This window comes from Streptomyces sp. NPDC052023, assembly GCF_044548465.1.
In the GTDB taxonomy this organism is placed as follows: domain Bacteria; phylum Actinomycetota; class Actinomycetes; order Streptomycetales; family Streptomycetaceae; genus Streptomyces.
Genome location: NZ_JBIUBW010000007.1, coordinates 198,239 through 223,126, shown reverse-complemented (window position 1 = coordinate 223,126; position 24,888 = coordinate 198,239). Strand labels below are relative to the sequence as shown.

Sequence of the window (24,888 nt, the reverse complement as noted above, 5' to 3'; positions counted from 1 at the left end):
CCCCGCCCGTCCCCTGGGCACGGGCTGCATGCCGCCGCCGGTAGCGACGGCGCGGCTGCCCCCGCACGCACCCACCCGGCCCTTCTCGGGCCCGACCCTTCCGGGAGAACCCATGCCTCAGCGCGGTACCCGCCTCGCCGTCGCGGGCCTGGCCGCCGGCGCAGCGCTCGTCCTGTCCGCCTCGGCCGGCAGCGCCCACGCCGGCGCCGCCGGTTTCTACGTGTCGCTGCAGACGCACAGCAACGTCCGCACTGCGCCCGGTACGCAGAACGTGCCGTTGCTCAACACCGGCTCCACCAGGGACCGTTACTACATGGACGGGGTCTGTTACGTGCACGGCCAGCCCGTCACCGCGGGCGGCTACCACACGGACGTCTGGTACCGCGGCACCGTCCACGACACCGTCGACCTGGCCAAGGGCCCCTACCGGAACGTCTGGGCCTGGGGCGGCAACGTCGACGTCGGCAAGGACCCCGCCGACTCCGTCGGTGTCTGCGCGAACTGACCCCCGGAGAGGACGACATCTCCCTGCTCGTCGTCACGCGTTCCCCGCCCGGCCGTTTCTCCCAGGACGCCCTCTGCGTCGAGGCCGGCAAGGACCCGTCCCTCCTCGTGAACGAGTGCTGTACCGCACGCCGATGCCCCTGGGACCGCCGCCGTGGTCCCAGGGGCATCGGCGTTCCGGTGGCGGTACGGCGCTCTCAGCAGGCCGGCAGACCCGGGTCCCGCTCGTCGTCGCGGCCTCCGGCCAGGAAGATCTCGCTCAGGCAGGCCGACGGCGCCATGCCCACGGCGGGCGTCTTGACCCACCAGGTGTGCCGCCGGGTCAAGGGTGGTCGCGCGGACCGCGGCGGCTACTGCAGTGCGCCGAGCCGGCGGCCCGCGCGGACGGGGTGAGGCGGGGGGGCGAGGAGCGCCGCGGCGGCCAGGACGGCCGCCGCGGCACCCTTCGCACCGGCACGAAGGCCGGTCAGCACGTACGCACCCCCGGCAGCCAGGAGGCGGGGTGGTCGATGTAGATGTTGCTGATGTATCCGCCGAGCGCCGGGATGTAGGCCCAGGCGTCGTTGCTGTAGCCCTCGGCGTTGACCATGTCGCCGCGCTTCTGGCACTCGACGAAGACCGGCGTGGGCCCGCTCAGCGTGCGCACCACCGCCGCGTTCAGCCGGGCGTCGGCCCGTACCCGGACGCTGGTGCCCCAGGTGGTGAAGTTGGTGCCGGGCGTGCCGCTGCCCGGCGTGCACGGCAGGCTCACCCCACGCGCCGCCAGATACGGCACAGGATCCATGCCGCGGGTGCTGGAGGTGGAGCTGTGCGCCTCGAAGTGCAGGTGGGGGCCGGTCGACTGACCCTCGGAGCCCATGCGGGCGATCAGCTGGCCACTGCTCACCCGCTGGTTCACGGACACCAGCCGCTCGTACATGTGGCCGTACTCGGTGACCGTGCCGTCGTCGTGCCGGATGCGGATCCACTGGCCGTAGCCGCCGGCGGGGCCGGAGGCGATGACGGTACCGGGGCCGGCGGAGTAGATCGGCGTACCACGGTTGTTGGCGATGTCGACGCCGTCGTGACCGGAATGCCACCTCTGGGTGATGGTGCCGGCGGTCGGGCAGGACCCGGCGTAGTCGGCGGGCTTGGCGGGCGGGGCGGCGTCGGCCGCGCCCGCCGTGAGCGGGACCAGCCCGGCCGCGGCGACCGTGGCGACGAGCATGCCGAGGGGCTTGGGGCGCTTGAGTGCGCGCATGGCGAGATCTCCTCCGTGCGGAAAGGGTGCTGGGCGGGTTCGGCGGTACGGGCGGTGCCCGTGGATCAGCAGGCGGGGACGCCGGGCAGCCAGGCCGCCGGGTCGTCGACGAAGATGTTCGAGATCCAGGCCCGGTACTTCGGCAGGTACGACCAGGCGTCGTTGCTGTAGCCCTCGGCGTGGACCATCTCGCCGCGCGTCTGGCACTGCACGTCGACAGCCGTCGGGCCGGGCAGACGCGTGACGGGAGGCTTTCCGGTGCCGGGCTCCGGGCGCAGGCTCACGTTGGTTCCCCAGGTCATGAACCGCTTCGTGCCGGCCGGCGGCTGCTCGCCGCCCGTGATGCGCAGGGCACCGGCGTACTGGGCGTTCAGCCGTACGTCACTGACCATCACCAGCGTTCCCGACTCGCGGGCCTCGACCATCTTGCCGCCGCCGAGGTAGATGGCGATGTGGTGAACGCTGCCCAGGTTGCCCGGATTCGACGCCCACAGCAGCAGGTCGCCCGGCTGCAAGGGGGCGAGGCCCTGGTCGCGGCCGAACCGCGCCGTGGCGCCGCTCCACCGGGCCTGGTTCCAGGACCCCTCGGGCAGGGCGATCCCGGCTCCCTGCCAGGCCGCGTACTGCACCAGGTGCGAGCAGTCGAAGCCCTTCACCTGGCTGTCATGGGCGCCGGGGCCGCCCCCGGGGTAGTCCTGGCCGTACGTCGGCCCGTGGAGGGAGCCGCCGCCCCACGAGTAGGGCACCCCGATCTGCGAGCACGCGGCGTCGACGATCGCCTGCGCCTGTGCGGACGCGTCCGCCAGGGCACGGCAGCCGGCGGCGGCCACGGCCTTCGGCGGAGCCGCCGACGTGGCGGCCAGCGCGGTCCCGGTACAGCTCAACGTGGTGGCGAGGAGCAGTCCTCCTGCCATCGCCGGCGTGCGGTTGGTGCGGCGCATGCGATTCCCCCTGCTGTGGTTCGAGCGCTGTGCGGATGGGTGATGTGCGGGTGGGTGGTGTACGGATGAGCCCTGGACGAGCGGGGTGTACGGCGAGGGGCGGGTCCGGCAGTCGGTCGGTCTGCCTCGGGCCTTACGCCGGTCACGCCGTGGGGGTGGGCCCCGCGGGCCCGTCGGCCGTCGTGGAGGGGACGGGAGCGGAGGCCGGTTCGTATGCGTCGAGCGCGGCACGGATCTTGGCGAGTCCGCGCATCCGGTTGCGCTGCACCGTGCCGCGGTGGGCGCCGAGCCGTTCCCCCGCCATGTCGTGGGTCAGTCCCTCGATGTCGACGAGGATCACGGCGGCCGCCTCCTTCGGGGACAGCCCGCGCAGCAACGCCGTCGCCACTGCCTCGGCCTCGCTGCCGGCGAAGCCGCCGTCCCAGCTCTGCTCCGGCAGCCGGTCCGTGCAGCGCTCCTGCCGCGAGGGGTGCCGCCACAGGTCGCGCTGCAGGTTCAGCGCCGCCGCGCAGGTGTAGGCGTACGGCTGTTGCTGCCGCGCCAGGGTGCGGGCGTGCGCCCGCCGGGAGAGCCGCAGATACGTCTCCTGCAGCAGGTCGTCGGCATCGTGCGGATTGCCGGTCAGGGCCAGCAGCCGCCGCCGCAGTCTCGGCATCACGGCGGTGAAGGCCTCGTCGAACTCGGCCGCCGTCATGTGCTCGGTCACGGACGTCGTGCGCGCGCCCGGGCCGGTGCTCCGGCTCGCGGTCTCGGTGGCGAGGGCCGACTTGGCCGTCATCGTCGGCGCCATGCAGGTGTTTTCCACGGTGTTCCCCCGGGGTGATCCGTCTGTCTCGTACTGCGGTGGGGCCCGCGCCTCCGGGCCAGCGGCTCTACGGGCGGGTCAGGGTGGCGGGCCCGTACTCGGCCGCCGGCGCCGCGGTCATCAGCGCCCAGTACCGGTCTCCGTACGACCAGTGCCACCACTCGGTCGGGTAGTTGACGAAGCCCGCGGCCGTCATCGCCCGGCTCAGCACCGTCCGGTGGGCACGGGCCTCGGCGCCGATGCCGGGCGCGCCGGTGCGGCAGCGGCCCTCGCTCTCCTCGGGAGTGGCGTTGACCTCGGTACCGAGGGGGAGTTCCGCGCCGTCGGCGGTGCAGAGCGTCAGGTCCACCGCGCCGCCGCTGACGTGCGGGGCGACCTCCGGAGGCGAGATGTACGCGCTGGCCAGCTCCCGTATCCGGTCGGGCCGGGCGTCCGGGTGGGCGGTGCGCAGTGCGGCCGCGTACTCGTCGAAGTAGCGGCGCTGCAGCGCGGGCGGCCGGAAGCCCTCCACCAGCAGCAGCCGGACGCCGGAGGGCAGGGCGTCCTGGGCGAGCAGCAGCCGGCGCAGGACGCCGGCCCTGACATGCGCGTACGAGCCGTCGTCGTCGGCCTTCCGCGCGTCGACACGCAGCGTGGAGACCTCGCGGGTGTCGACCAAGGGCTCGCCGTTGTCGGCGACTTGGGTCCCGGCCACCCGGTGGTCCGAAAGCAGGATGATGTCCGTCACGCTCACAGCGTGGCGGTGGGCCCTGCAAGTTCGATGCAGATCCGCTGCAGAACCCTCTGCAGGGCGCCGCCCGGTGGCGCTCGTCAGAAGCAGTCTTCGAAGTTCTCGGAAACTGTGGGAATGGGGTCGTAATTCCCGCCCCCGCGCACGTACACCGCGCTGATCCAGCCGCGGGGTCCGCCTGCGTCCACCTGAACCCGGTAATTGTTCTCCTAGGGGCCGTCCTTGGCGGTGTCACCCGTGTTCTGGCAGTACGCCGTGACGTACATCCGGCTGACCTTGATTCCGCTGTACGGCGGGCAGGAGTACGCGGCGCACCCGCGCATGTTCACGTCGTTCGCCCAGACGTATACCCGGATCGTGCCCGCCGCCTGCCGGGCCGGGGCGGCCGCGATCAGGGACAGCCCGGGGAAGCCGGCCGTATGCGTTCGCTCCGGCACGCGCTCATACGGAGATGTCCCCACCTCCGTCCCCAGGTTGAAAGCCGGACAGCCTCATCCGTGAATTGGGAGGAATTCTCACCGGACACCCAGCGATTTCCGGCCATCCGGCCGCCGTACCGCTCTGCCGGAGAAGAAGGCAGTGCGGTATCAGGCATGCCTGTCCGTGGGTGCCGGTATGTTGTCCCTGACTCGCGGGAACGTGAATTCGGGGGACACGTTGGACGTTCGCCTTCTGGGTCCGGTCGAGGTGTCGAGCGGAGGGCAGCGGATTTCGCTGAACGGTGCGAAACCGACGGCGATACTCGCCGCTCTCGTCGTGCATCTCGGTGAGGTGCTGTCCGCCGAGCGGCTGGTCGACCTGGTCTGGGAGGAGGAGCCGCCCGCCACCGCGCGGGCGCTCGTCGCCACGCACGTCTCGGGACTGCGCCGCGCCCTGACCGGCAGGGAGGGCGGCGACGCGATCCGCACCCGGTCCCCGGGCTACGTCGCCGAGTTCCCGCCCTCCGCAGTCGACGCCCGGCGCTTCGAGGAGGCGTGCACGGCCGGCCGGAACGCGGCCCGTGACGGGCGGGCCGAGGAGGCCGTCGAGACCCTCCAGGCGGCCCTGCGTCTCTGGCGCGGCCAGGACGCCCTGGAAGGGCTCGGCCAGAGCTTCGCGCGCGTCGAGGCGATGCGCCTGACGGAACTCCGGCTGGAGGCCCAGGAGTTCCGCTTCGCCGCCGAACTGGCCCTGGACCGGCGCACGGATCTCGTCGCCGAACTGGTCGCGCACGTCGCCGCCAACCCCCTGCGGGAGCGCCCGCGCGGCCAGCTGATGACCGCGCTGTTCCGCACCGGACGCGTCGCCGACGCACTGCGCTGCTACGACGAGGGCCGTCGCCTGCTCCGCACCGAGCTGGGTCTCGACCCCGGCCCGGAACTGCGGGCACTGCACCGGGCCCTGCTCCAGGCGGACACGGCGGTGCTGGGGACCCCGGCCCGCCACGCGGCCCCGCCCCCCGGGCAGGGGCACGTACCCACCGGGGCGGCGGCCGGCCCGGTTACCGGCCCGGACACACCGTCACCCCACGCCCCTCAGCAGCCCCACGACGACACACACCGGCTCGTTCCGTCCCAACTACCTCCCGACGTCGCCGATTTCATAGGACGAACCGAGCAGATCGCCTGGGCGACCGCCCTCCTGGAACAGGTGCGCGACCCGCGGCGCACCGCGCCGCCCATCGGCGTGATCTCCGGCAGGCCGGGCACAGGCAAGACGGCCCTGGCCGTCCACGTGGGCCACCGCACCGCCGCACTCTTCCCCGACGGGCAGCTCTTCGTCGACCTGCGCGCCTCGGACTTCGAGCCCGTGCGGACCGTGGACGCCCTGGCCCGGCTGCTGCGCGCCCTCGGGATGGACCCCGACACCGAGGCCCGCGACGAGGAGGACCTCCTCGGCCTGTACCGTACGCACATCGCGCGCCGCCGGGTCCTGCTCATCCTCGACAACGCCGTCGGTGAAGCGCTGCTGCGCCCCCTGCTGCCACCGGGCGGCGGCTCGGCCGTGCTGATCACCGCACGCCGCCGGCTGATCGCCCTGGAAGGCGCCACCCACCTCGATCTCGGGGTGCCCTCGCAGTCGGAGGCACTGGACCTGCTGGCCCGTGTGGCGGGCCCGACCCGTCCCACCCTGGAGACGAGCCAGGCCGCCGAGATCGTCGCCCTGTGCGGGCGGCTCCCGCTCGCCGTGCGCATCGCGGGCGCCCGTCTCGCCGCCCGCCCGCACTGGACGCCGGCCCGGCTCGCCGCCCGCCTCCAGGACGAGCGCCGCCGCCTCGACGAACTGCAGGCGGGCGACCTCGAGGTGCGCGCGAGCCTCGGGCTCGGCTACGCCGACCTCGACGCACCGGAGCAGCGCGCCCTGCGCCGCCTTGCCCTGATGGACCTGCCCGACTTCGCCTCCTGGGTCGCCGGGCCGCTCCTCGACGTGCCCGCACACGAGGCGGAGGACGCCGTGGAACGACTCGTCGACTGCCATTTCGTGGAGGTCGTCCGCACCGACGAGACGGGGCGGACCCGCTACCGCATCCACGATCTCGCGCGCGAGCACGCCCGGGAGCGTTGTCTGGCCGACGAGGACCCGCACCAGCGCGAGACGGCGGTACGCAGGCTCGTCGCACGCTGGCTGGGCATGGCACGCGCCGCGGCAGCGCGCGGCCCGGGCGGCGCCTCACGTCTCCTCCCGGGCGCCACGGCCGACGCACCGGAGGACCTGGGGGGCGAGCCGACCGCGTGGTTCGCCGCCGAGCAGCGCTGCCTGCTGGCCGCGGTGACGCACTGCGCCGAGCACGGCATGTCCGACGCGGCCCGCGAACTCGCCGCCGCCCTCATGGCCGCCTCCGCGGCGCTCTACAACCAGTTCGACGCCTGGTCCCGCTCCCACGACGTGGCCCTGGAGGCGGTACGCCGCGGCGGTGACGTCGAGGGCGAGGCCTGGCTGCTCACCGGACTCGGCCAACTCCGGCTGGAGCAGGACCGCTTCGACGAGGCTCACGCGTTCTTCGCCGCGGCACTGCGCCTGTTCGAGGAGCGGGCCGTCCGCTGTGGTCGCGCGCAGGCGCTGGCCGGCATGGGCGCGGCCCGCCGCGAACAGGCCCGCTTCGCCGAAGCCCTGACCCTGCTGACCTCGGCGCTCGAACAGTACCGGGAGCCGGAGGACAACGCGGCGAAGGCCCATGTGCTGTACGGCATCGGATGCGTGCACCGGGACCAGGGCCGCCACGACGACGCATGGGAGGCCCTCTCCCAGGCGCACCGGCTGTACGTGACCGCCCGGGACCGGCACGGCGAAGCGCTCGCGCTGCGCTCACTGGGTTTGTGTCACCGGGCGCGGGGAGACCTGCCCGGCGCCGAGTCCCTGCTGCGCCGGTCCCTCGGCATCTTCGAGGAGACGGACGACGCCTTCGGCGTGATGTACGCCAGTCAGTCCCTGGCCAAGGTCGAGTTCCGGCAGGGCCGGTTGACCGAGGCCCGGGAACGTCTCGACCGGTGCCTGGAGATCACACGTGAGCGCCAGGACATGTTCGGGGAGGCTCTCGTCCTGCGCACGATCGGCGAGTGGCACCTGGCCGCGTCCGACTGGGAGACCGCGACCGAGACGCTGCGGCAGGCGCTCGGCCTGTGGGAGAAACTCGCGCTGCCCCTGTGGCGTGCCCGCACCCTGCGTGACCTGGCCCGCGCGGAACTGGGCAAGGGGGCGGACCGGGCGGGGCGCGAACTGGAGGAGGAGGCGCACCACATCTTCCGCGACCTGGGCAGCCGCGAGGCCCTGGAACCCCTGGAGCCGCACGCCTGGCCAGAACGCTGAGGCCCTGCGCGAGAGGAACGACCCGGCGAGGCAGTCATACGGCAGGTGATCACCTCCCGTCGGCAGGGTGGACGGCGCGGCAGCCCCGCCGCTCCGCGACCACCGCCGGGAAAGGACCACCATGCTGAAGACGGCACGACGGACGGACGTACGCAGGCACCGGGACGGACAGGGACGCCGCTCCGCCTTCAGGGCGCTGCGCTCCCTGGCCGGGCTCGTCGTGGTCGCCGCCTCGATTCTGCTGACGCTCGCCCAGCCGGCGGCCGCACACCCGCCGAGCGGATCCGTGTACGTGTGGGCCAGCGACGTACGGGTGCGTTCGTGCCAGAGCACGTCCTGCGACCTCGCCACCACCGAGCGGCTCACGCGGGTCCGGGTCAAGGCCTACTGCCAGGTGGACGCGGGCGAGGCCGGCCGCGTGACCGACGGCCCCTACACCAACACCTACTGGGTCCAGATCATCACGCCGGGCAGGACCCTTGGCTGGATCTCGGCGGTGTACGCCGGCGGCGGCTCCAACAACCGTCCGGTGCCTGGTGCGCCGGTCGACAGCCCCTCGGACCCCACCATCGACTGCGAGTACATCTGAACCGCCCGGAATCCGGAGGCAGCATGAGCACAGGACGTCTGGTCAGGGCGATGACCGCCACCGCGCTGGCTGCCGGGCTCCTGACCCTGGCCCCGGCCGCTTCGGCGGCACCCGAGCGGCCCTCCGTCACGGCCGCTGCGGCAGACGCGTCGCGGGCAGACGCGTCGGCGGCCCGCACATCCGTCTACATCTGGGCGACGAACGTGAACGTCCGTCACGACGGCGCGGACGCGGACTGCGTCTTCCACCCCTCGCGCGCCTCGTGTCCCACCGTCGTCGCGACCGTCTCCCGCACGACGGCCAAGGGGCACTGTCAGCGGGTGGGCGAGACCATCCACGACAGTGGATACAGCAACCGCTGGTGGACGCTGGTCGAGCTGGCGGACGGGAAGATCGGCTGGGTCAGCAACATCTACATCCAGGGCGGCGAGAAGATCGCCGGGGTGCCCGACTGCGCCTGGTGATCACCACAGGCACACGGGGCTGCCCGGTGTCCACCTCACGGGGGGACACCGGGCAGCCCCGTTTCGTTGGGGCGGGTACTGCGGAATGCCGTCCTGATTCATATCCATGAATGTGATTCACTTTCAAGGTCGTGTGAGCGTATGCGGGCACGACCCGCGGGGCAACGGGTCGCGCGGAAGAGTCGTTTCTGAGACACGTTCTCGTCTGCGGGGTTGACGTGGTCCAGGGGAGGGGCCACGTTATAGCTCGCCCGTGGGGAGCTTTCGCGCAGCGCCGGCTCGGTGCGCTCGTTGTTCATGTATATGAATTACCGCCTTGTGGTGCGAAGTTCACGACGGAACACACAGGAGCCAAGGACGCGAAGGGAGCCGGCCCGTGACGGCAGACCAGCGCCCGGGGAGCGGCGACGCGCACCCCGCCGGAGGGATCACCAGACGAGGGCTGCTCGCCGGTGCCGCGCTCGTGACGGCGGGCGCCGGCACGGCCGCGGCCACCCCCGCCAGAGCGAATGCGCAAGTGCCCACCCTCTGGCGGGAGTTCGCCCAGAACCCCTACGCCCACCCGCAGATCCCCTACGTGGGCCGCGCGGGGTGCCGCGGGGGAGCCGCGCGCCTGCCCCGCCGCCCGGTCGTGGCCGACGTACGGGAGTACGGAGCCGTCGCGGACGGTACGGCCGACTCCGCTCCCGCCATCAACCGTGCCATCGCCGCCGCCGGACGGGCCGGTGGTGGCACGGTCACCCTCCCGCCGGGCACGTTCCGCATCGACGATCTGATCCGCATCGGCCATTCCGGCGTCGTGCTCCGGGGCGCGGGCAGCGGCCGTACCACCCTGTACGCGACACGGAATCTCACCGAACTGATCGGTGTCTACGGGTCACGGTACGGCGGCGACAAGTCCTCCTGGTCCTGGGCGGGCGGCCTCATCTGGCTCGCCCCGCAGGCACGTTGGACATCGCTGGTGGCGGCGATACAGGCGAAGCAGTGGCCCTTCGAGGGCTGGACCGGAAACCGGCGGGACGAATTCCGCACCCTCACCGCGGTCGAGCCCGCGCGGCAGGGCTCCTGGACCGTGCGGGTCGCCGACGCCGCACAGCTTCGTCCCGGCACCCTGGTCCTGCTCCGCCTCTGCGACGACGCCGGCCACACCCTGCTGGAACACATGGCGGGCGGCGGACCGGGCCCGGAGGCGTACGTCTGGGACGACAAGACGAAACTGACCTCGTACGTGCCCTACGAGTGGCCCGTCCGCGTCACGCGCGTCCGCGGCCGTGACATCACTCTCGAAAGGCCCCTTCCGCTCGATGTGCGCCCCGAGTGGCAGCCCCGGCTGACCACCCTCGTGACCCCGCTCACGGGGGCGGGCGTCGAGGGCCTCACGCTGGAGGCCGTTCAGACCCCGCAGGCCCCGCACCTGCTCGACAAGGGGCACAACGGCGTCGTCCTCCAGTGCGCCTACGACTGCTGGGCCGACGACGTGACGGTGCGGCACGTCGACAACGGGTTCGGCCTGGTCGCCGCCTCCGCGTGCACGCTGCGCCGCACCCGGGTGGCGGGACGCGGCACCCATCACCCGTACTTCTGCCGGGAGGGCTCGCACGACAACCTCGTCGAGGACTTCACCATCGAGCAGCGCACCACTCCCGCTCCCTCCGGCACGCAACTGCACGGCATCAACGTCGAGGGCCTGTCCTCGTACAACGTCTGGTCGCGCGGCGTGATGGAGATGGGCACCTTCGACAGCCACCGGGGCATGCCCTTCGCCAATGTGCGCACCGACATCACCGTCAACAACAACGGCCGTCACGGCGGCGACGCGAGCGCCGGCCCGCTGTTCGGCGCACGCTTCGCGCACTGGAACATCCGCGTCACCAACGGCCGCGCGGGACTGATGAGGATCGACGGCCTGGCACCCCGATCCGCCACGGTCGGCATCAACGAGGTCACGGAGTCCGGCCAGATCGACGTGCCCGACTTCACGGGCGAACTGAACTCCCGCCTGGAGCTGTACGGCACCACGGACGTGGTGCGCCCCCGCAACCTGTACAGCGCGCAACGGGCACTGCGCGACGACTGACGCCCGAGCGCTCCCCGTCGCGCTTCACGAACTGCCCCGCTCGACCCCGCTCCCCTTTCCCCCAGTTGATGGAGTAGGCAACATGAGCCCTTCCCGGCGTACGGTCCTTGCCACGGCGGTCGCCACCGCGGCCGGGGCCGGTGTCCCGGCCCCGGCCGCAGGCGCAGCAGAGAGGACTTCGCAGGCCTCGTCCCTGCGCGAGTTGCGCGCGGCGGCCGACTACGCGGTGGAGAAGATCGCCTCGGTCGCACCAGGCGTGCGCGCGTTCCCGGTCGGGACCAGATTCGAGAAGTGGGTGTACTCCCAGAACGGCGACTGGGTGGGCGGATTCTGGCCGGGAACGCTGTGGATGGCGCACCTGCACACCGGAGACGACGCGCTGCGCACCCTGGCGCTGGACTCGGCGCGTCGGCTCGCGCCCCGCCAGTACGACACCACCACCCACGACCTCGGCTTCCTGTTCTGTCCCTCCTGGGTCACCGCATGGCGCCTGACAGGTGACGACAGCTGGCGGGCCGGTGCGATCAGGGCCGCCGACTCGCTGATCCAGCGGTACAACCCCCGGGGACGCTTCCTGCGCGCGTGGGGAGCGCTGGACGATCCCAGCAACGCGGGCCGCGTCATCATCGACACGATGATGAACCTCGATCTCCTCGCCTTCGCCGGCAAGCAGACGGGCGACGCCAAGTACCTCGACATCGCCGTGCAGCACGCCACCACGGCTCAGCGGGTCTTCCTGCGCCCGGACGGCTCGACCCCGCACGTCTTCGACTTCGACCCCGCGACCGGTGCGCCGATCGGCCCGAACACCGTTCAGGGCTACAGCGCCACCTCGTGCTGGGCGCGGGGGCAGGCATGGGGCCTCTACGGCTTCACCACCATGTACCGGCGCACGGGCAACGCGCAGTTCCTGACCACCGCGCGCCGGCTCGCCGACTTCGCGATCGGGGCGCTGAGCCCGGACGACGTGCCCGTCTGGGACTACCGCGCGCCCCAGCAGCCCCACGACATCAAGGACGCCTCGGCCGGCGCGATCACGGCGTGCGGACTGCTCGACCTGGCCGCCGTCACCGGCCGCGCCCACTACCGGGACGTGGCGCTGCGCCTGCTCACCGCCCTGTCACGAACCTGCCTGACCAGGAAGTCGCCCCGCGCCGAGGCGGTGGTGGCCCGCTGCACCCGCAACCGCCCGGCCGAGGACGGCATCGAGATCTCCCTGCCCTACGCCGACTACTACCTCCTGGAGGGCATCCTGCGCGTACTGCGCCCCCAGGAGATCGACCGCGCGATCGACCTGTCGTCCGTCTGACGCCTGTCGCCCACCACTACGGCCCCGGTCGGTCGCGGATCTGCCGGACCGGGCCGCGTCATGTCCGGGGCCGGCGGGGGCCGTTCGCAGCCATGCTCTCGTCGGAGGGGACGGCGTCGCCGGCCGGTGCGCCGCCGCGGCCGTAGTGGTGGGTGGTGAACATGTACAGCAGGCCGGTGACCACCACGACCGCGCCGCACAGCAGCACGATCCAGTTCTCGAACCACGGATCCTGCGGGTTGCGGGGCCAGGCGATGTTGACGATGGCGAAGATGCCGTACGCCAGAGCGGCGGCGTTCACCGCGAGGCCCCAGCGGCCCAGGGTGAACTCACCGAGCGGACGCCACCCCTTGAGCCGCGCGCGCAGCGCGGCCAGGACCACCATCTGGAACGAGCCGTAGATACCGAGGATCGCGAACGAGACGATGTTGGTGAGGGCGTCCTCGGAGACCAGCGAACCGAAGGCGATGAGCAGCGGCACCGCGGCCGACACGAGCAGCGCGTATCCCGGTACCGCGCGGGCATGGGAGAACTGCCGCAGCAGCCGGTGCCCGACGATCATCTCGTCGCGGGCGTAGGAGTAGATGAGCCGTCCGGCCGCGGCCTGGAGGCTGATGGTGCAGGAGAGGAAGGAGATCAGCACCACGGCCATCACCGCCCGGGCCCCGAACTCACCCATGGCGTCGAACAGTACGCGCACCACCGGGTCGGGGTCCTCGCCCGAGATGACCGCGCGGTAGTCGGCGACCGACAGCAGCAGCGACAGGCAGGTGAACGTCGCCGCGGCGCCGCCGATGTAGATGGTGCGGCGCATCGCACGAGGGATGACGTTGCCGGGACGGGCGACCTCCTCGGCGGTGTCGCCGCACGCCTCGAAGCCGTAGTACTGGTAGAAGCCGATGATGGCCGCCGCCAGGAACACCGGCAGATAGGAGCCGTCCCCCTGGGTGCCGTAGGTGTCGAAGATGACGCCGAGACCGTGGGCGCGATGGGTGACCAGCAGGTACACGCCGACGACTAGGGCGCCGACGAGCTCACCGACGAAACCGATCAGGGCCGCCGCCGACAGTGCCTTGGTGCCCGCGTAGTTGATGACGACGGCGACGACGATGAGTACGGCGGTGCACAGCACGGTGGTGTGCACGGTCGGGGCGAAGCCGAAGAGGATGGCGATGTAGGGGCCGGCGCCGTAGGCGACCGAGGTGATGGTCACCAGCAGCGCCCACATGTACACCCAGCCGGTCATCCACGCCCAGCGTTTGCCCCACAGCCGCCGGGCCCAGGGGTAGACACCGCCGGCGATGGGGTACTGGGCGACGATCTCGCCGAAGACCAGCGCCACCAGGAACTGCCCGCACCCGGCGAGCAGAAACGCCCAGATCATCGGTGGCCCGCCCGTGGCGAGCGCGGTGCCGAAGAGGGTGTACGTGCTCACCACGGGGGAGAGGTAGGTGAAGCCGAGGGCGAAGTTGGCCCAGGGGCCCATGTCCTTGCGGAACTCCGAGCCGGGCTCCCCGCCGGACGCGCCGGGCGCGGGCGCGGGGGACTGTGGATGGGTCACCGCCCCGCCTCCCCGCCCGCCGGACCGGGGCGGCCGGTGAGCAGATCGGCGGCGCGTTCGGCGGCCAGCAGGACGGTCACCATGGGGTTGATCGTGGGCATTGCCGGGAACACCGACGCGTCGACGATCCGCACGCCCTCGACCCCGCGCAGCCTCAGCTCGGGGTCGCAGACGGCCATCGCGTCGTCCGGGGCGCCCATCCGGCAGGTGCCGGCCGGGTGGTAGACGGTGTGCGCCGCACGGCGCCCGTACTCCGACAGGGCGGAGTCGGACACCACGTCCGGACCGGGCGCGACCTCGCGGACGAGCCAGTCGCGCAGCGGATCGGTGGCAGCCACCTCGCGGGCGACCTTCAGACCGTCCACGATCGTGCGCTCGTCGTGGCCGTCCGGGTCGGTGAAGTACCGGAAGTCCAGGGCGGGATGCTCGGCGGGGTCGGCGCTGCGCAGCCACATGCGGCCGGTGGAGCGGGCGCGCGGCACGTTCGGCGTCATGCACACTCCGTGCCGCGGCACGGGGTAGCCCAGGCGTTCGGTGTTGACGGTGAACGGCACCTGGTAGAAGTGGAACATCAGGTCCGGGCGCGGCCGGCTCTTGTCGCGGCGCAGGAACAGACCGGCGTCCGAGTCCGTCGCGGAGTTGGGCGGCAGCGGGCCGGCCGTCTCCCAGACGATCACGGACTCGGGATGGTCCAGCAGGTTCTCCCCCACGCCCGGCAGGTCCGCCCTCACGTCGATGCCCAGCTCCCGCAGGGCGTCCGCGGGCCCGACGCCCGAGAGCATCAGCAGGCGAGGCGTGTCGATGGCACCGGCGCACAGCAGGAGTTCACGCCCGGCGCGCACGGTGGCGGGCCGGCCGTCGGCCCCGCGGACCGCGACGCGGGTCAGCCGTCCCGACTCGTCGGGGAGCAGCTGATGTGCCCAGGTCTCCAGGAGCACGGTGAGGTTCGGCCGGTCCATGACGGGGTGGAGGTACGCGACGGACGCGGAGGAGCGCAGGTTGCCCTCCGGCCGGTAGGCCAGCGAGAAGAAGCCGGTGCCGTCGGCGAAGGGCTCGGCGTTGAAGTCTTCGACGACGGGGACACCGAGGGCGCGGGCGGCCGCGGTCACGAAGTCCCTTGCGATGGGATTGCGGTCGGCCTCGGCCACCGGGACGATCTCGGTGAGCAGCCGGTCGCGGTACGGGAGGATCGTCGCGGGGTCCCAGCCCGAGCAGCCCCTGACGACCCAGTCGTCGAGGTCTTCGGGCAACGGCAGAAAGCTGATCAGGGTGTTGTGGGAGGAACAGCCGCCGAGCACACGGGCGCGTGAGTGCAGGATGTGGGAGTTGCCGCGCGGCTGCTCGACGGTGGTGTAGCCGTAGTCGAACTCCGAGCCGAGCAGGTTGATCCAGTTGCGCAGGCGCAGGATGCGCTCGTCGCCGGCATCGCTGGGGCCGCCCTCGACGACACAGACCCGGCAGTCGGGGTCCTCGCTCAGACGGGCGGCGAGCACGCAGCCCGCGGTGCCGCCGCCGACGATGACGTAGTCGTAGGCGGACTCGGCGCCGTGCGCGGTGGTGGAGGCCATGCGGTGCCTTTCTTCGGTGGCCGTCATGACAGGGGGCCGACGACGTGGGTACTGCCTGTCAGCCCTTGAACCAGCCGGAGGGGGCGGGGGAGAGGTTCTGGTAGATGTGCTTGGCCTCCTGGTACTCGCGCAGCCCGGTGGGGCCCAGCTCCCGCCCCACGCCGGAGCGGCCGAAGCCGCCCCACTCGGCCTGCGGCACATAGGGGTGGAAGTCGTTGATCCACACGGTGCCGTGCCGCAGCCGCTGGGCGACGCGCTGGGCGCGGCTCGCGTCCGACGTCCACACACCGCCGGCCAGGCCGTAACGGGTGTCGTTGGCCAGTTCCAGCGCCTCCTCCTCGGTGCGGAAGCGCTCGACGGTCACCACCGGGCCGAAGACCTCCTCCTGCACGATGCGCATCGACCGGTCGCAGTCGGCGAAGACGGCCGGCAGCAGGAAGAAGCCCCGGCTCAGGGCGGGGTCGTCGGGGCGGGTGCCGCCGGTGACGAGCCGGGCGCCCTCCTCCTTGCCGATGGCGATGTAGCCCTCGACCTTCTCGCGGTGCTCGGCGGAGCTCAGCGGGCCGCTCTCGGTACCCTCCTCCAGGCCGCTGCCGAGCCGGATCGCCCGCGCCCGCCGGGCGAGGGCGTCGACGAACCGGTCGTGCAGCGAGTCCTGGACCAGCAGACGTGACCCGGCCGAGCAGACCTGCCCGGAGTGCAGGAAGGCGGCGTCCAGCGCGTGGTCCACCGCGGCCTCGAAGTCGGCGTCCGCGAAGACGATGTTGGGGTTCTTGCCGCCCAGTTCCAGGGCGATGTTCCTCGGCCCCTCGGCGGCGCTCGCCATGATGGCCCGTCCGGTGGACAGACCGCCGGTGAAGGACACCAGGTCCACCTCGGGATGGCGGGTCAGGGCCGCTCCCACGGTCGCTCCGGAGCCCAGCACCAGGTTGGCGACGCCGGGCGGTGCGCCGGCCTCCTCGATCAGCCGGATCATCGCGACGGTGGTGAGCGGTGTGGTCTCGCTGGGTTTGAGGACGAAGGTGTTTCCGGCGGCCAGCGCCGGGGCCACCTTCCAGGAGGCCTGCAGCAGCGGGTAGTTCCAGGGCGCGATGAGCGCGCACACGCCGATCGGCTCGTAGACGACGCGGCTGAGGACGTCCGGGCCGACGTCCACGACCCGGCCGGCGTCCTTGCCCGCGAGCTCGGCGAAGTAGCGGAAGGCGTTCGCCACGTCCTCCACGTCGATGCGTGCCTCGGTCAGCGTCTTGCCGGTGTCGAGGGTCTCGGTGTGGGCGATCTCCTCCTTGTCGCGCAGCAGCAGGCCGTGCACGCGCAGCAGGAGGTCGGCCCGGCGGCGGGAGGGAGCGCCGGCCCAGTCCTCCTCGCGGAAGGCACGCCGCGCGGCCCGCACCGCACGGTCCACGTCGGTGGCGTCGGCCTCGTCGACGGTCGTGACCACGGAGGCGTCGTAGGGGTTGACCACGTCCCGCCGCCCGCCGGCCGCCGCCTGTGTCCACTCGCCGTCGATGTACAGCTCACCCACCGCGGGGCCTCCTTCGCATCCGGCCGCTGCCGCTCTCTGTTCGACGGTCAGCAACATGGCCCACGAGGGGGGCGGCGGCCACGTGCCGCACCGCCGCCACGGCACCCGGGTGGCTCAGGAGGACCCGGGTGGGCTACGGATCTGCGTGCCCTGCTGGAGGGCGGGGCGTCGAGCGGATGTCCTGAGGGGGACCGGCCCGGCCGGGTCCCGGCACGCGGCCGGGACCCCGGAGCGGGAGCCACCGGGTACTCATGTCCCGCGAACGCGCGCGGGCAAGGTCACTTGCGGTAGCCGAGGATGGTCATCATGCCGGACTCGGAGTGGTACTGGTTGTGGCAGTGCAGCATCCACAGGCCCGGGTTGTCGGCGTAGAAGTCGATGACGAGCTTGCGGTGCGGCAGCACGTGGGCGGTGTCCTTGCGGGCTCCGACCGCGTCGATGCCGGTGAGGGCGAACGTGTGGCCGTGCAGGTGCACGGGGTGCCACATGTCCGTGGCGTTGATGAGACTGATGCGGACACGCTCACCCTCCTGGACCGGGATGCGCTTCTCGATGGAGTAGGGCTCGTGGTCGAAGCCCCAGTCGAAGTTCTCCATGCCACCGGTCAGCTTGATGCGCATCTCACGGTCCGGCTCGTCGTCGCTGAAGGCGACCGACTCGTGCGGGCGCAGTCGCCGGGCCGGCACGAGCATGCCGTCGAGTTCGTCCGGGTGCGCGTCGGGCGGGGGGATCGACCCGCTGCTCGTGCGCAGCACCGCCATCGTCCTCGCGCCCTTGCCCTCGGCGATCGCCACCAGCGGGAACACCCCGTCCCCTGCCGTGACCATCACGTCGTAGCGTTCGGCCATGCCGAGCAGCAGCGCGTCCGTCCTCGTGTGCTCGACCGGGTAGCCGTCCGTGTGGGTCACCGTCATCTCGTGGCCGCCCAGTGCCACCCGGAAGGCCGTGTCGCCCCCGGCGTTGATGATCCGCAGCCGGATACGGTCCCCGGGGCGGGCCCGGTAGACCGAGGGAGCCTCCGGGAGGCGGCCGTTGATCAGGTAGTGCGGATAGTCGACGTTGCCGCCCATGCTCTGCAGCACGCGGCTGTACGAATCCCGCAGGACGCGGTCCGGACCGGCGGACCTGGCGGACGGCGACTCCTGCGGCCCGGCGGACTTGCCGCGCTCCGGCCCGTGGGCGCCCTCACCCATGTCCATCGGCGCGTGCTCGCCGCCGTGCAACTGGGCGAGTACGCGGTCCGGAGTGGACCCGGACACGCCGTCCACCCAGTCGTCCAGGACGAGGACCCACTCCTTGTCGTAGGACAAGGGCTCCTTGGGGTCCTCGACGATCAGCGGGGCGTACAGGCCACGGTCGAGCTGCATGCCCGAGTGCGAGTGCAGCCAGTAGGTGCCCGGATGCTCCACGGCGAACCGGTAGGTGAAGTCCTCACCGGCCCCGATGGAGCGCTGGGTCAGGCCCGGCACGCCGTCCATGTCGCAGCGCATCCGAATACCGTGCGAGTGCAGCGTCGTCGCCTCGCGCAGGTGGTTGGCGAGCGTCATCTCGAGGACGTCGCCGGCCGCGATCCGGATCTCCTTCCCGGGCAGCGCATCGCCGTACGTCCAGGTCCTCACGGACCGCCCGCCCAGGTCGACGGTCGTCTCGGTGGCGGTGAGCTTGAACTTGCGGACGGGACCCGCCCCGCGCTTCTTCTCGGCTGCGAGAACCTCGGGATCGGACGGGTTGACGTATCCCTTGGGTCCCTTGGGGATGAAGTTGCCGCTGCTGTGCCTGGCGCCCCGCCGGCCGGTGGCCCCGCCCTCGGGCTGTGCGCCGGACCCGGACCCGGAACAGGCGGTCAGGGTTCCCGATCCGGCGGCCACGATCGAGGCACCGAGCAAGGTGCGCCGCGTAAATTTCTGCATGAATGTATAAGACCTGTTTTGTGCGCTTATATGTGAGAACCGGAGCGGCGCGTCTCACGAATCACGGGCACCGCCCGAGGGGAGCAGCGCCGGCGCCACCCTGGGCATGACCGACATCGCGGCGGGGCGCCGGCGGGACCCGGTCGGCGATCTCGCCGGCGCGCATACACCGAGCCGCTGTGGCCGCCGCAGCTTCCCGTCCGGCCCCTCGGTGGTGACCGTCCGGCGGCTTCTGGCTGGCCATCAGGTGGACACTCCGTATACTCCGCCGGAGCGTCGCCCGTCCGAGCACCTGGCCAGAGAGTCCGCATACCGTCATGAAGAACGCCCTGCCTCCGCTGTCGCCCAACTACGCGACGCACCGGAACCGCGCCTACAAGGAGAGCGTGGAGGTGCACGGTAAATGGCCGGTCGAGTTCCAGTTCCGTCCGGCCCAGGGTGACCACCGGCACCTGCTCGTCGTCTTCTCCTCCGTGGGCAGCCCGTACGGTTTCGGGAACGCGCTGGACAGCGTCAAATGCAACGTCCTCAGGATCCGTGACCGTTTCGACGGCGGGGCTTCCTACTACGTGGCCAGGAACATGGACTTCTCCGTCACGGAATCCATACAGGCCCTCATCGAGGACCACATGAGGCGGCTGCGGGTGACCCGGGACGAGGTGACCCTCCTCGGTGCTTCCAAAGGTGGCAGCGCCGCGCTCTACTACGGCCTGAAGTACGACTACAAGAACATCGTGGCCTCAACGCCCCAGTACTTCCTGGGAAGCTATTCGAAGGGTCACGGACAGCTCGGAGACGCCGTCCTGGGCGAGGGACAGCCGGACGAGAACGTCGCGGTCATGGACGCCGTCATGAAGGACCTCCTCGCGGAGAAGACGGATCTCAAGCGGAACATATATGTGATCTCCTCGCCCGGCGACTACCAGTACGAGCAGGAAGTCCAGCACTACCTTCCCGCCCTGCGGGAATACGAGAACTTCAATTTCCTCTTCGTCGAATCTCCCACCGTGCGACGACACGACGAGGTGGTCCGGCAGGCCCTGCCGTCGATCCTGAGCATCGTGTACTCCCTGACGGAGGGTGCCGCACCCCGCTGGGGCGAGGTCACGACAGGCGCCGGCTCCGAGGACCCGGAGGCGGCCGCCGAGTACCTCGCCGAGCTTCGGCAGCGCGACACGGCCCTGGCCCTGCTCCAGCGCGCCGAGTTCGCGGACGGGCAGCTGCGGCTGAAGGGACACGCCTTCCTGCCCGGTGTGTCGCCCGACGGCCCGACCGCCGAGACCAAGCGGCTCGTCCTGGAGAAGGACGGCGAGACCTGGACGTACCCGCTGGAAGCCACCCAGGAGATCAGGCTCTACCGGGACTACTTCGACGAGTACTTCTGTGAGTACGCCATGGGCGGATTCACCACGCAGGGCGAGCTGACCTTCGGTGAACTCCCGCCGGGCACCTACGACGTCTCCGTCTGCATCGCGAGCGAGGACGAGGGGATCGAACGGCGTACCCGGCTGATCTCGCAGAACGCGACGGACCGGCGGCAGGCCCTCGGTGACTGCGAACTTCTCTTCCGCGGTGGCAAGGGCGGCCTCAAGCTGGTCAAGCGGAGCATCGTCGGAACGGATTTCGCCGGGGTGTGCTTCTCCGCGGGGAAGGCGGAGGAGCGAGGCGGGAACATCCATGCCGAGGGTGTTTGCTTCCTGCCCGGAAGGAATGCCGACCGTGACACGCACGCCTTCTACTACCTGGTGCTCGAGGGAAGGCAGGGATGCCATGCGTTCCCGCTGGCCGCGAAGAAGAACCCCGACGCCGTACGGCCGCACAAGCTGCCAGGAGACCTCGGCAACTACGACTTCGGCTTCTTCACCACCGGGGCCGAAGGAGTCGACGTGTCGAGTGTCCCGCCCGGAAAGTACAACCTGCTGGTGTCGATGAGCGTCGGTGGCGCCCTGTTCACCAAGAAGGCCGGAAAGGTCACCCTGAAAAAGGCCCGCTGACCATGCCGGACAGTGCCCCGTGGGTCTCGTGCGGTCCGCCCGCGACCACCGCATCTCATCATGAGACTGTTATGGTCGAACGCATGAGACGGACGTCTTTCGATGGCTGGCCCTGCTCGATCGCTCGCACGGTGGACATCCTCGGCGACGGCTGGACCTTGCTCGTGCTGCGTGAGGTCTTCTACGGCGAGTCGCGCTTCGACGGCTTCATCGGCTCGCTCGGCATCGCCCGCAACACCCTCGCCGACCGGTTGCGGCGTCTGGAGGACGCGGGGCTCCTGGAGCGCCGCGTCTACCGGACCGAGCCGGTCCGCCACGAGTACCTGCCGACGGAGAAGGGCCGTGACTTCTTCGGCGTCCTGGCCGCGATCAACGCCTGGGGCGACCGCTGGCTGGCCGGCGAGGAGGGCGTCCCCGTGACCATGCGCCACACCGCCTGCGACCACGACACGCAGCCCCAGGTGGTGTGTTCCTCCTGCGGCGAACCGCTGCGGCACGCGGACGTGGCCGTGCGCACCGGACCCGGTTACCCCGCGCGCCTGCTGGAGCGCCCCGACGTGCAGGCGCGATTCGGCGTCGCCCCGAACCGCTGACGCCGACGTCGCTGCCGGAGCGCTGTGCGAGCCGTCCCGCGGTCGCGCCTCATGCCCCGCCGTCGACCTCGCGGACCAGCTCGATCGCCCGGCCCAGCGTGTCGAGCCGGGCCTGGAGGGTCTCGCCCGCCGGGTAGAGACGGACCGTGTCCACACCGGCATCCCGCCAGACCCGCAGCCGTTGGCGCACCATCTCCTCGGTGCCGATGAGCGTGGTGGCGAGCACCATCTCGTCGGTCACCAGGGAGGTGGCACCGTCCCGGTCACCCGTCTGCCAGCGCTCCCGTACCTCCGCCGCCACCTCGGCCCAGCCCTGACGGCTGTAGGCACGGTTGTAGAAATTGGTCGACGCCGAACCCATGCCGCCCAGGCTGAAGGCGAGTTCCTTCTTGCGGCCGGCGACCATGGCGCCGAGCGCCTCCTCGTCCGGCGCGAAGGAGACTTCCGCGCCCTGGCAGACGTCGAAGTCGGCGCGGCTGCGCCCGGCGGCGGCCAGACCCTCCTGCAGCGGAGCGAAGTAGGCCTCGGCCGCACCCTCGGGGACGAAGCTGGTGCCGAGCCAGCCGTCCGCCACCTGCCCGGTGAGCTTGAGCATGGCCGGTGACAGTGCGGCCAGATAGAGCGGGACGGGGTGCTCGGCCCGCATGGACAGCCGCATGGGGACGGCCTCCCCACCGGGCAGCGGAATGCGGAACTCCGAGCCCGCGTGGGCGATTTTGCCGCCCGCGATCGCCTGCCGCACGATGTCGACGGTCTCGCGGACGCGGGCCAGGGGGCGGGCGAACGGCACGCCGTGCAGGCCCTCCATCACCTGGGGGCCGGAGGGGCCGAGGCCCAGCAGGAAGCGTCCGCCGGAGAGGTTGGACAGGGTGATGGCCGTCTGGGCGAGGGCGACCGGAGTGCGGGTGCCGACCTGCATGATCCCCGAGCCGAGCAGCATCCGTTCCGTGCGGGCAGCGTAGAAGCCCAGCGCGGACGGGGCGTCCGAGCCCCAGGCCTCGGCCACCCAGCAGATGTCGAGCCCCAGTTTCTCCGCCTCGACGACGAAGTCGGCCTGCCGGGACCAGGTGCCGAAGCTCGCCGCCTCGACCGTCGTCGCCGTTCGCATCACGCCTCCGCCCACTGCTTGATGTGCTCCAGCGTGGCCGTCATGTTCCGCTCGAACTCCCGCATGCGCACGAACACGATCTTCTGTTCCTTGTCCGGCATGGCCTCGATCGCCAAGGACAGCCCGGAGGGGGCAGGGCCCATCTGCACCCACTGCGACAGCTCGGTCCCGCCATCCTTCGGCGTCAGCCGGAACCGCCACACGGCCGTGGGGTTCTCCGGGTCGACGACCGCCCACGCGAAGACCCTCGGGCGTTCGCATTCGACGACGGTCGACACGGTCTCCCACTCCCCGAGATCCGGATGGGCGCTGCGTCCGAGGAACCGCGCCCCCACGCCGGGCCCGACGGCGCCGCCGACCCAGTCCACCGATCGCAGCTCCACGCTGGTGCCCGGCATGCGGGTCACGTCGGAGACCAGCTCCCAGACGCGCTCCGGTGGGGCATCGACCCATGTGGTGACCTCGACCGTCGGGGTGTCCGCATACCGCGCACCCGTCCACTCCATCGTGTTCGCCTCCTCGTCGGCAAGGCTCGATGGCAGTAGAGTTGCGTAATGAGACTTAGATGGTCAAGGGGGTGAGCGGTCGGCGCGGGCCGAGATGGGGACGGCCGGAGCGGCCAGGGAGAGGGCGAGGGCGGCGCGGTCGTCGTCGTCGGACCGGGCCGACCACTGCTGGGAGTCGGTGCGAAGGAAGGACACGACCGTCTCGGGCGCGGGGGCGCGTTCGCCGCGGAAGCGTGCCGTGAGACGTTCCAGCACCGGGTAGAAGACGCCGTCCGCGTCGCGCGCCTCGCTGATCCCGTCGGTGTAGACGACGAGCACCTCGCCGGCGCCCAGCGCGTGCACCGTCGTGTCGTCCTCCCGCCCCGCCAGCCCGCCCAGCCCCAGCGGCAGCCCGGGCGCCGTGGCCAGTCGCCGGACGCCCTCGGGGCCGATCACCAGCGGAGCGGGGTGGCCCCGGTCGACGACGCGGACCTCGCCGCCGTCCGCCGGGAACTCCATCACCAGGGCGGTCACGAACAGTTCGGGGTCGCCGTCGTCGCCGGCCGGGCTGTTGCGCGCGATGCTGAGCTCCAGCCGCTCCGCCAGGCTGCTCAGACTCTGCCACTCGTGGGCGGACACCCGGAAGCTGCCCAGCACCGCCGCCACGGTCTGGACGGCGTTCAGCCCCTTGCCGCGGACGTCACCGATGATGGCCCGCACGCCGAAAGGCGTTTCGCACACGTCGTACAGATCACCGCCGACCAGTGTGCCGCCCTCTCCGGCCTCGTAGAAGGCGGAGGCGCGTACTGGGCCCAACCGGCGTGGTACGGGGCGCAGCAGAGTTCGCTGCATGGCCTCGGCGACGGAGTTCGCCCGGATCAGATGCCGGCGCGTCCGCTCCCGCTGCCAGGACAGGGCGACGCTGGCGACCCCGATGAGGAGCGTGGCGACATACATGGCGATGTGGTGCTGCTCGCCGAAGTGGCCCACACGGCGGGCGGCCATCCACATCTCCAGGCCCAGGCACACCACGGCCGACAGCGCGGTGCCCCAAGGCCCGCGCGTCGCCGCGGCCAGTGGGGGGACAGCGATGAGCATGAAACTCACCGGCTCCCGTCCGTGAACGGCGAACTCGGCGAGTACGTCGACGGCCACCGCGATGAGCGGCAGCCACCACACCCAACCCCGGCGGGGGGACGGAGGCCGCAGCGCGGCGGCGAGGTTCCGGCTGGTCACCGTGCGCGCCCTAACTCCCTTGCCCGCCGGGGCGGGACGCCGGTCCGGCCACGTCAGCTTGCGCCGTACCGCGCCCCGCCCGGCGGAACGTCTCGGGCAGAGCGGCCTCGATCCGGCTGAGCTGAGCGGCGAGGCTGCGCAGCCATACGTCGAGGTCGACCATCGCCGGCAGCGGCGTACGGTCGGGCTGAGGGGCCGCTGACGGCGACTCCTGAGGCTGGGAGGACGCCGGTCGCTCCGTGTCCGGCCACGCGGGCGAGGGCCGGCTCTCGCCCGACGGGACCGGCGACTGCGCACGGGCGGGTCTCGGCCGGGAGGAGGCCGGCCGCGTTTCGTCCGCTTGTGATGGGTGCTTCTCGGCTGGCTGCCCGGGCGGGGGCTGGGCGGTGTCCGGGTGGGCTTGGGCCGGCTCCCCGATGTCCGCACGTGTCCCGGACGGTTGTGGGGGTGGGCGCTCTACGGT

The 24,888-nt window shown here is 71.7% G+C and carries 22 protein-coding genes; 8 read left to right on the top strand and 14 right to left on the bottom strand.

The window, feature by feature from the left end:
• Positions 1 to 112: 112 nt before the first annotated feature.
• Complete coding sequence (locus ACIHCM_RS17635; protein WP_399896160.1) at positions 113 to 505, top strand: hypothetical protein; 393 nt, start codon at positions 113 to 115, stop codon at positions 503 to 505.
• A 196-nt stretch (positions 506 to 701) separates the two neighbouring features.
• Here the strand turns inward: ACIHCM_RS17635 and ACIHCM_RS17630 are convergent, their stop codons facing one another.
• The 6 genes from ACIHCM_RS17630 to ACIHCM_RS17605 all read right to left on the bottom strand — a co-directional run bounded on the left by ACIHCM_RS17630 (position 702) and on the right by ACIHCM_RS17605 (position 4,657).
• Entirely contained in the window at positions 702 to 830 is a 129-nt protein-coding gene (locus ACIHCM_RS17630; RefSeq protein WP_399896157.1) for a hypothetical protein, read from the bottom strand.
• Positions 831 to 970: 140 nt separating this feature from the next.
• Entirely contained in the window at positions 971 to 1,744 is a 774-nt protein-coding gene (locus ACIHCM_RS17625; protein WP_399896154.1) for a M23 family metallopeptidase, read from the bottom strand.
• Positions 1,745 to 1,809: 65 nt separating this feature from the next.
• Positions 1,810 to 2,685: a C40 family peptidase gene (locus ACIHCM_RS17620; protein WP_399896151.1), complete on the bottom strand. Its 876-nt coding sequence runs from the start codon at positions 2,683 to 2,685 to the stop codon at positions 1,810 to 1,812.
• Between the two features lie 142 nt (positions 2,686 to 2,827).
• Positions 2,828 to 3,379 (bottom strand): RNA polymerase sigma factor, encoded by a 552-nt coding sequence (locus ACIHCM_RS17615; RefSeq protein ID WP_399896427.1) that lies wholly within the window; start codon positions 3,377 to 3,379, stop codon positions 2,828 to 2,830.
• A gap of 178 nt (positions 3,380 to 3,557) precedes the next feature.
• Positions 3,558 to 4,217, bottom strand: a complete 660-nt coding sequence (locus tag ACIHCM_RS17610; protein ID WP_399896148.1) for a M15 family metallopeptidase — start codon at positions 4,215 to 4,217, stop codon at positions 3,558 to 3,560.
• Between the two features lie 212 nt (positions 4,218 to 4,429).
• Entirely contained in the window at positions 4,430 to 4,657 is a 228-nt protein-coding gene (locus ACIHCM_RS17605; protein ID WP_399896144.1) for a hypothetical protein, read from the bottom strand.
• 178 nt (positions 4,658 to 4,835) lie between these two features.
• On the opposite strand from ACIHCM_RS17605, the gene ACIHCM_RS17600 reads away from it, so the two are divergent.
• The 5 genes from ACIHCM_RS17600 to ACIHCM_RS17580 all read left to right on the top strand — a co-directional run bounded on the left by ACIHCM_RS17600 (position 4,836) and on the right by ACIHCM_RS17580 (position 12,445).
• On the top strand, positions 4,836 to 8,006 hold the full coding sequence (locus ACIHCM_RS17600) for an AfsR/SARP family transcriptional regulator (RefSeq protein WP_399896141.1): 3,171 nt from the start codon (positions 4,836 to 4,838) through the stop codon (positions 8,004 to 8,006).
• A gap of 121 nt (positions 8,007 to 8,127) precedes the next feature.
• A complete protein-coding gene (locus ACIHCM_RS17595; protein ID WP_399896138.1) occupies positions 8,128 to 8,595 on the top strand; it encodes a hypothetical protein in 468 nt (155 codons plus the stop codon).
• A 23-nt stretch (positions 8,596 to 8,618) separates the two neighbouring features.
• Positions 8,619 to 9,059, top strand: coding sequence for a peptidase M23 (locus ACIHCM_RS17590; protein WP_399896135.1), 441 nt, complete (start codon positions 8,619 to 8,621; stop codon positions 9,057 to 9,059).
• A gap of 376 nt (positions 9,060 to 9,435) precedes the next feature.
• On the top strand, positions 9,436 to 11,136 hold the full coding sequence (locus tag ACIHCM_RS17585) for a glycosyl hydrolase family 28-related protein (RefSeq protein ID WP_399896131.1): 1,701 nt from the start codon (positions 9,436 to 9,438) through the stop codon (positions 11,134 to 11,136).
• Positions 11,137 to 11,218: 82 nt separating this feature from the next.
• Positions 11,219 to 12,445 (top strand): glycoside hydrolase family 88 protein, encoded by a 1,227-nt coding sequence (locus ACIHCM_RS17580; RefSeq protein WP_399896128.1) that lies wholly within the window; start codon positions 11,219 to 11,221, stop codon positions 12,443 to 12,445.
• Positions 12,446 to 12,503: 58 nt separating this feature from the next.
• Here the strand turns inward: ACIHCM_RS17580 and ACIHCM_RS17575 are convergent, their stop codons facing one another.
• The 4 genes from ACIHCM_RS17575 to ACIHCM_RS17560 form a co-directional block, all read right to left on the bottom strand.
• Entirely contained in the window at positions 12,504 to 14,006 is a 1,503-nt protein-coding gene (locus ACIHCM_RS17575) for an APC family permease (protein ID WP_399896124.1), read from the bottom strand.
• Positions 14,003 to 15,574, bottom strand: coding sequence for a GMC family oxidoreductase (locus tag ACIHCM_RS17570; protein WP_399896121.1), 1,572 nt, complete (start codon positions 15,572 to 15,574; stop codon positions 14,003 to 14,005). Before ACIHCM_RS17570 ends, ACIHCM_RS17575 begins: the two co-directional genes overlap by 4 nt.
• A gap of 58 nt (positions 15,575 to 15,632) precedes the next feature.
• Positions 15,633 to 17,099, bottom strand: a complete 1,467-nt coding sequence (locus ACIHCM_RS17565; RefSeq protein WP_399896119.1) for an aldehyde dehydrogenase family protein — start codon at positions 17,097 to 17,099, stop codon at positions 15,633 to 15,635.
• Positions 17,100 to 17,377: 278 nt separating this feature from the next.
• Complete coding sequence (locus ACIHCM_RS17560) at positions 17,378 to 19,009, bottom strand: multicopper oxidase family protein (RefSeq protein WP_399896116.1); 1,632 nt, start codon at positions 19,007 to 19,009, stop codon at positions 17,378 to 17,380.
• A 317-nt stretch (positions 19,010 to 19,326) separates the two neighbouring features.
• Here ACIHCM_RS17560 and ACIHCM_RS17555 point away from each other — a divergent pair, with 317 nt between their 5' ends.
• Both ACIHCM_RS17555 and ACIHCM_RS17550 read left to right on the top strand, forming a co-directional pair.
• The gene (locus tag ACIHCM_RS17555; RefSeq protein ID WP_399896113.1) at positions 19,327 to 21,003 is read left to right on the top strand and encodes a hypothetical protein; all 1,677 of its coding nucleotides are present in this window, start codon (positions 19,327 to 19,329) and stop codon (positions 21,001 to 21,003) included.
• Between the two features lie 83 nt (positions 21,004 to 21,086).
• Positions 21,087 to 21,596, top strand: a complete 510-nt coding sequence (locus ACIHCM_RS17550) for a winged helix-turn-helix transcriptional regulator (protein WP_399896110.1) — start codon at positions 21,087 to 21,089, stop codon at positions 21,594 to 21,596.
• Positions 21,597 to 21,645: 49 nt separating this feature from the next.
• Here the strand turns inward: ACIHCM_RS17550 and ACIHCM_RS17545 are convergent, their stop codons facing one another.
• From ACIHCM_RS17545 to ACIHCM_RS17530, 4 genes are all read right to left on the bottom strand, one after another.
• Entirely contained in the window at positions 21,646 to 22,704 is a 1,059-nt protein-coding gene (locus ACIHCM_RS17545; RefSeq protein WP_399896107.1) for an LLM class flavin-dependent oxidoreductase, read from the bottom strand.
• A complete protein-coding gene (locus tag ACIHCM_RS17540; protein WP_399896104.1) occupies positions 22,704 to 23,210 on the bottom strand; it encodes an SRPBCC family protein in 507 nt (168 codons plus the stop codon). The genes ACIHCM_RS17545 and ACIHCM_RS17540 overlap by 1 nt, the downstream gene beginning before the upstream one ends.
• Positions 23,211 to 23,273: 63 nt before the next feature.
• The gene (locus tag ACIHCM_RS17535) at positions 23,274 to 24,425 is read right to left on the bottom strand and encodes a PP2C family protein-serine/threonine phosphatase (protein WP_399896101.1); all 1,152 of its coding nucleotides are present in this window, start codon (positions 24,423 to 24,425) and stop codon (positions 23,274 to 23,276) included.
• A 10-nt stretch (positions 24,426 to 24,435) separates the two neighbouring features.
• A complete protein-coding gene (locus ACIHCM_RS17530) occupies positions 24,436 to 24,588 on the bottom strand; it encodes a hypothetical protein (RefSeq protein ID WP_399896098.1) in 153 nt (50 codons plus the stop codon).
• Positions 24,589 to 24,888 lie beyond the last annotated feature (300 nt).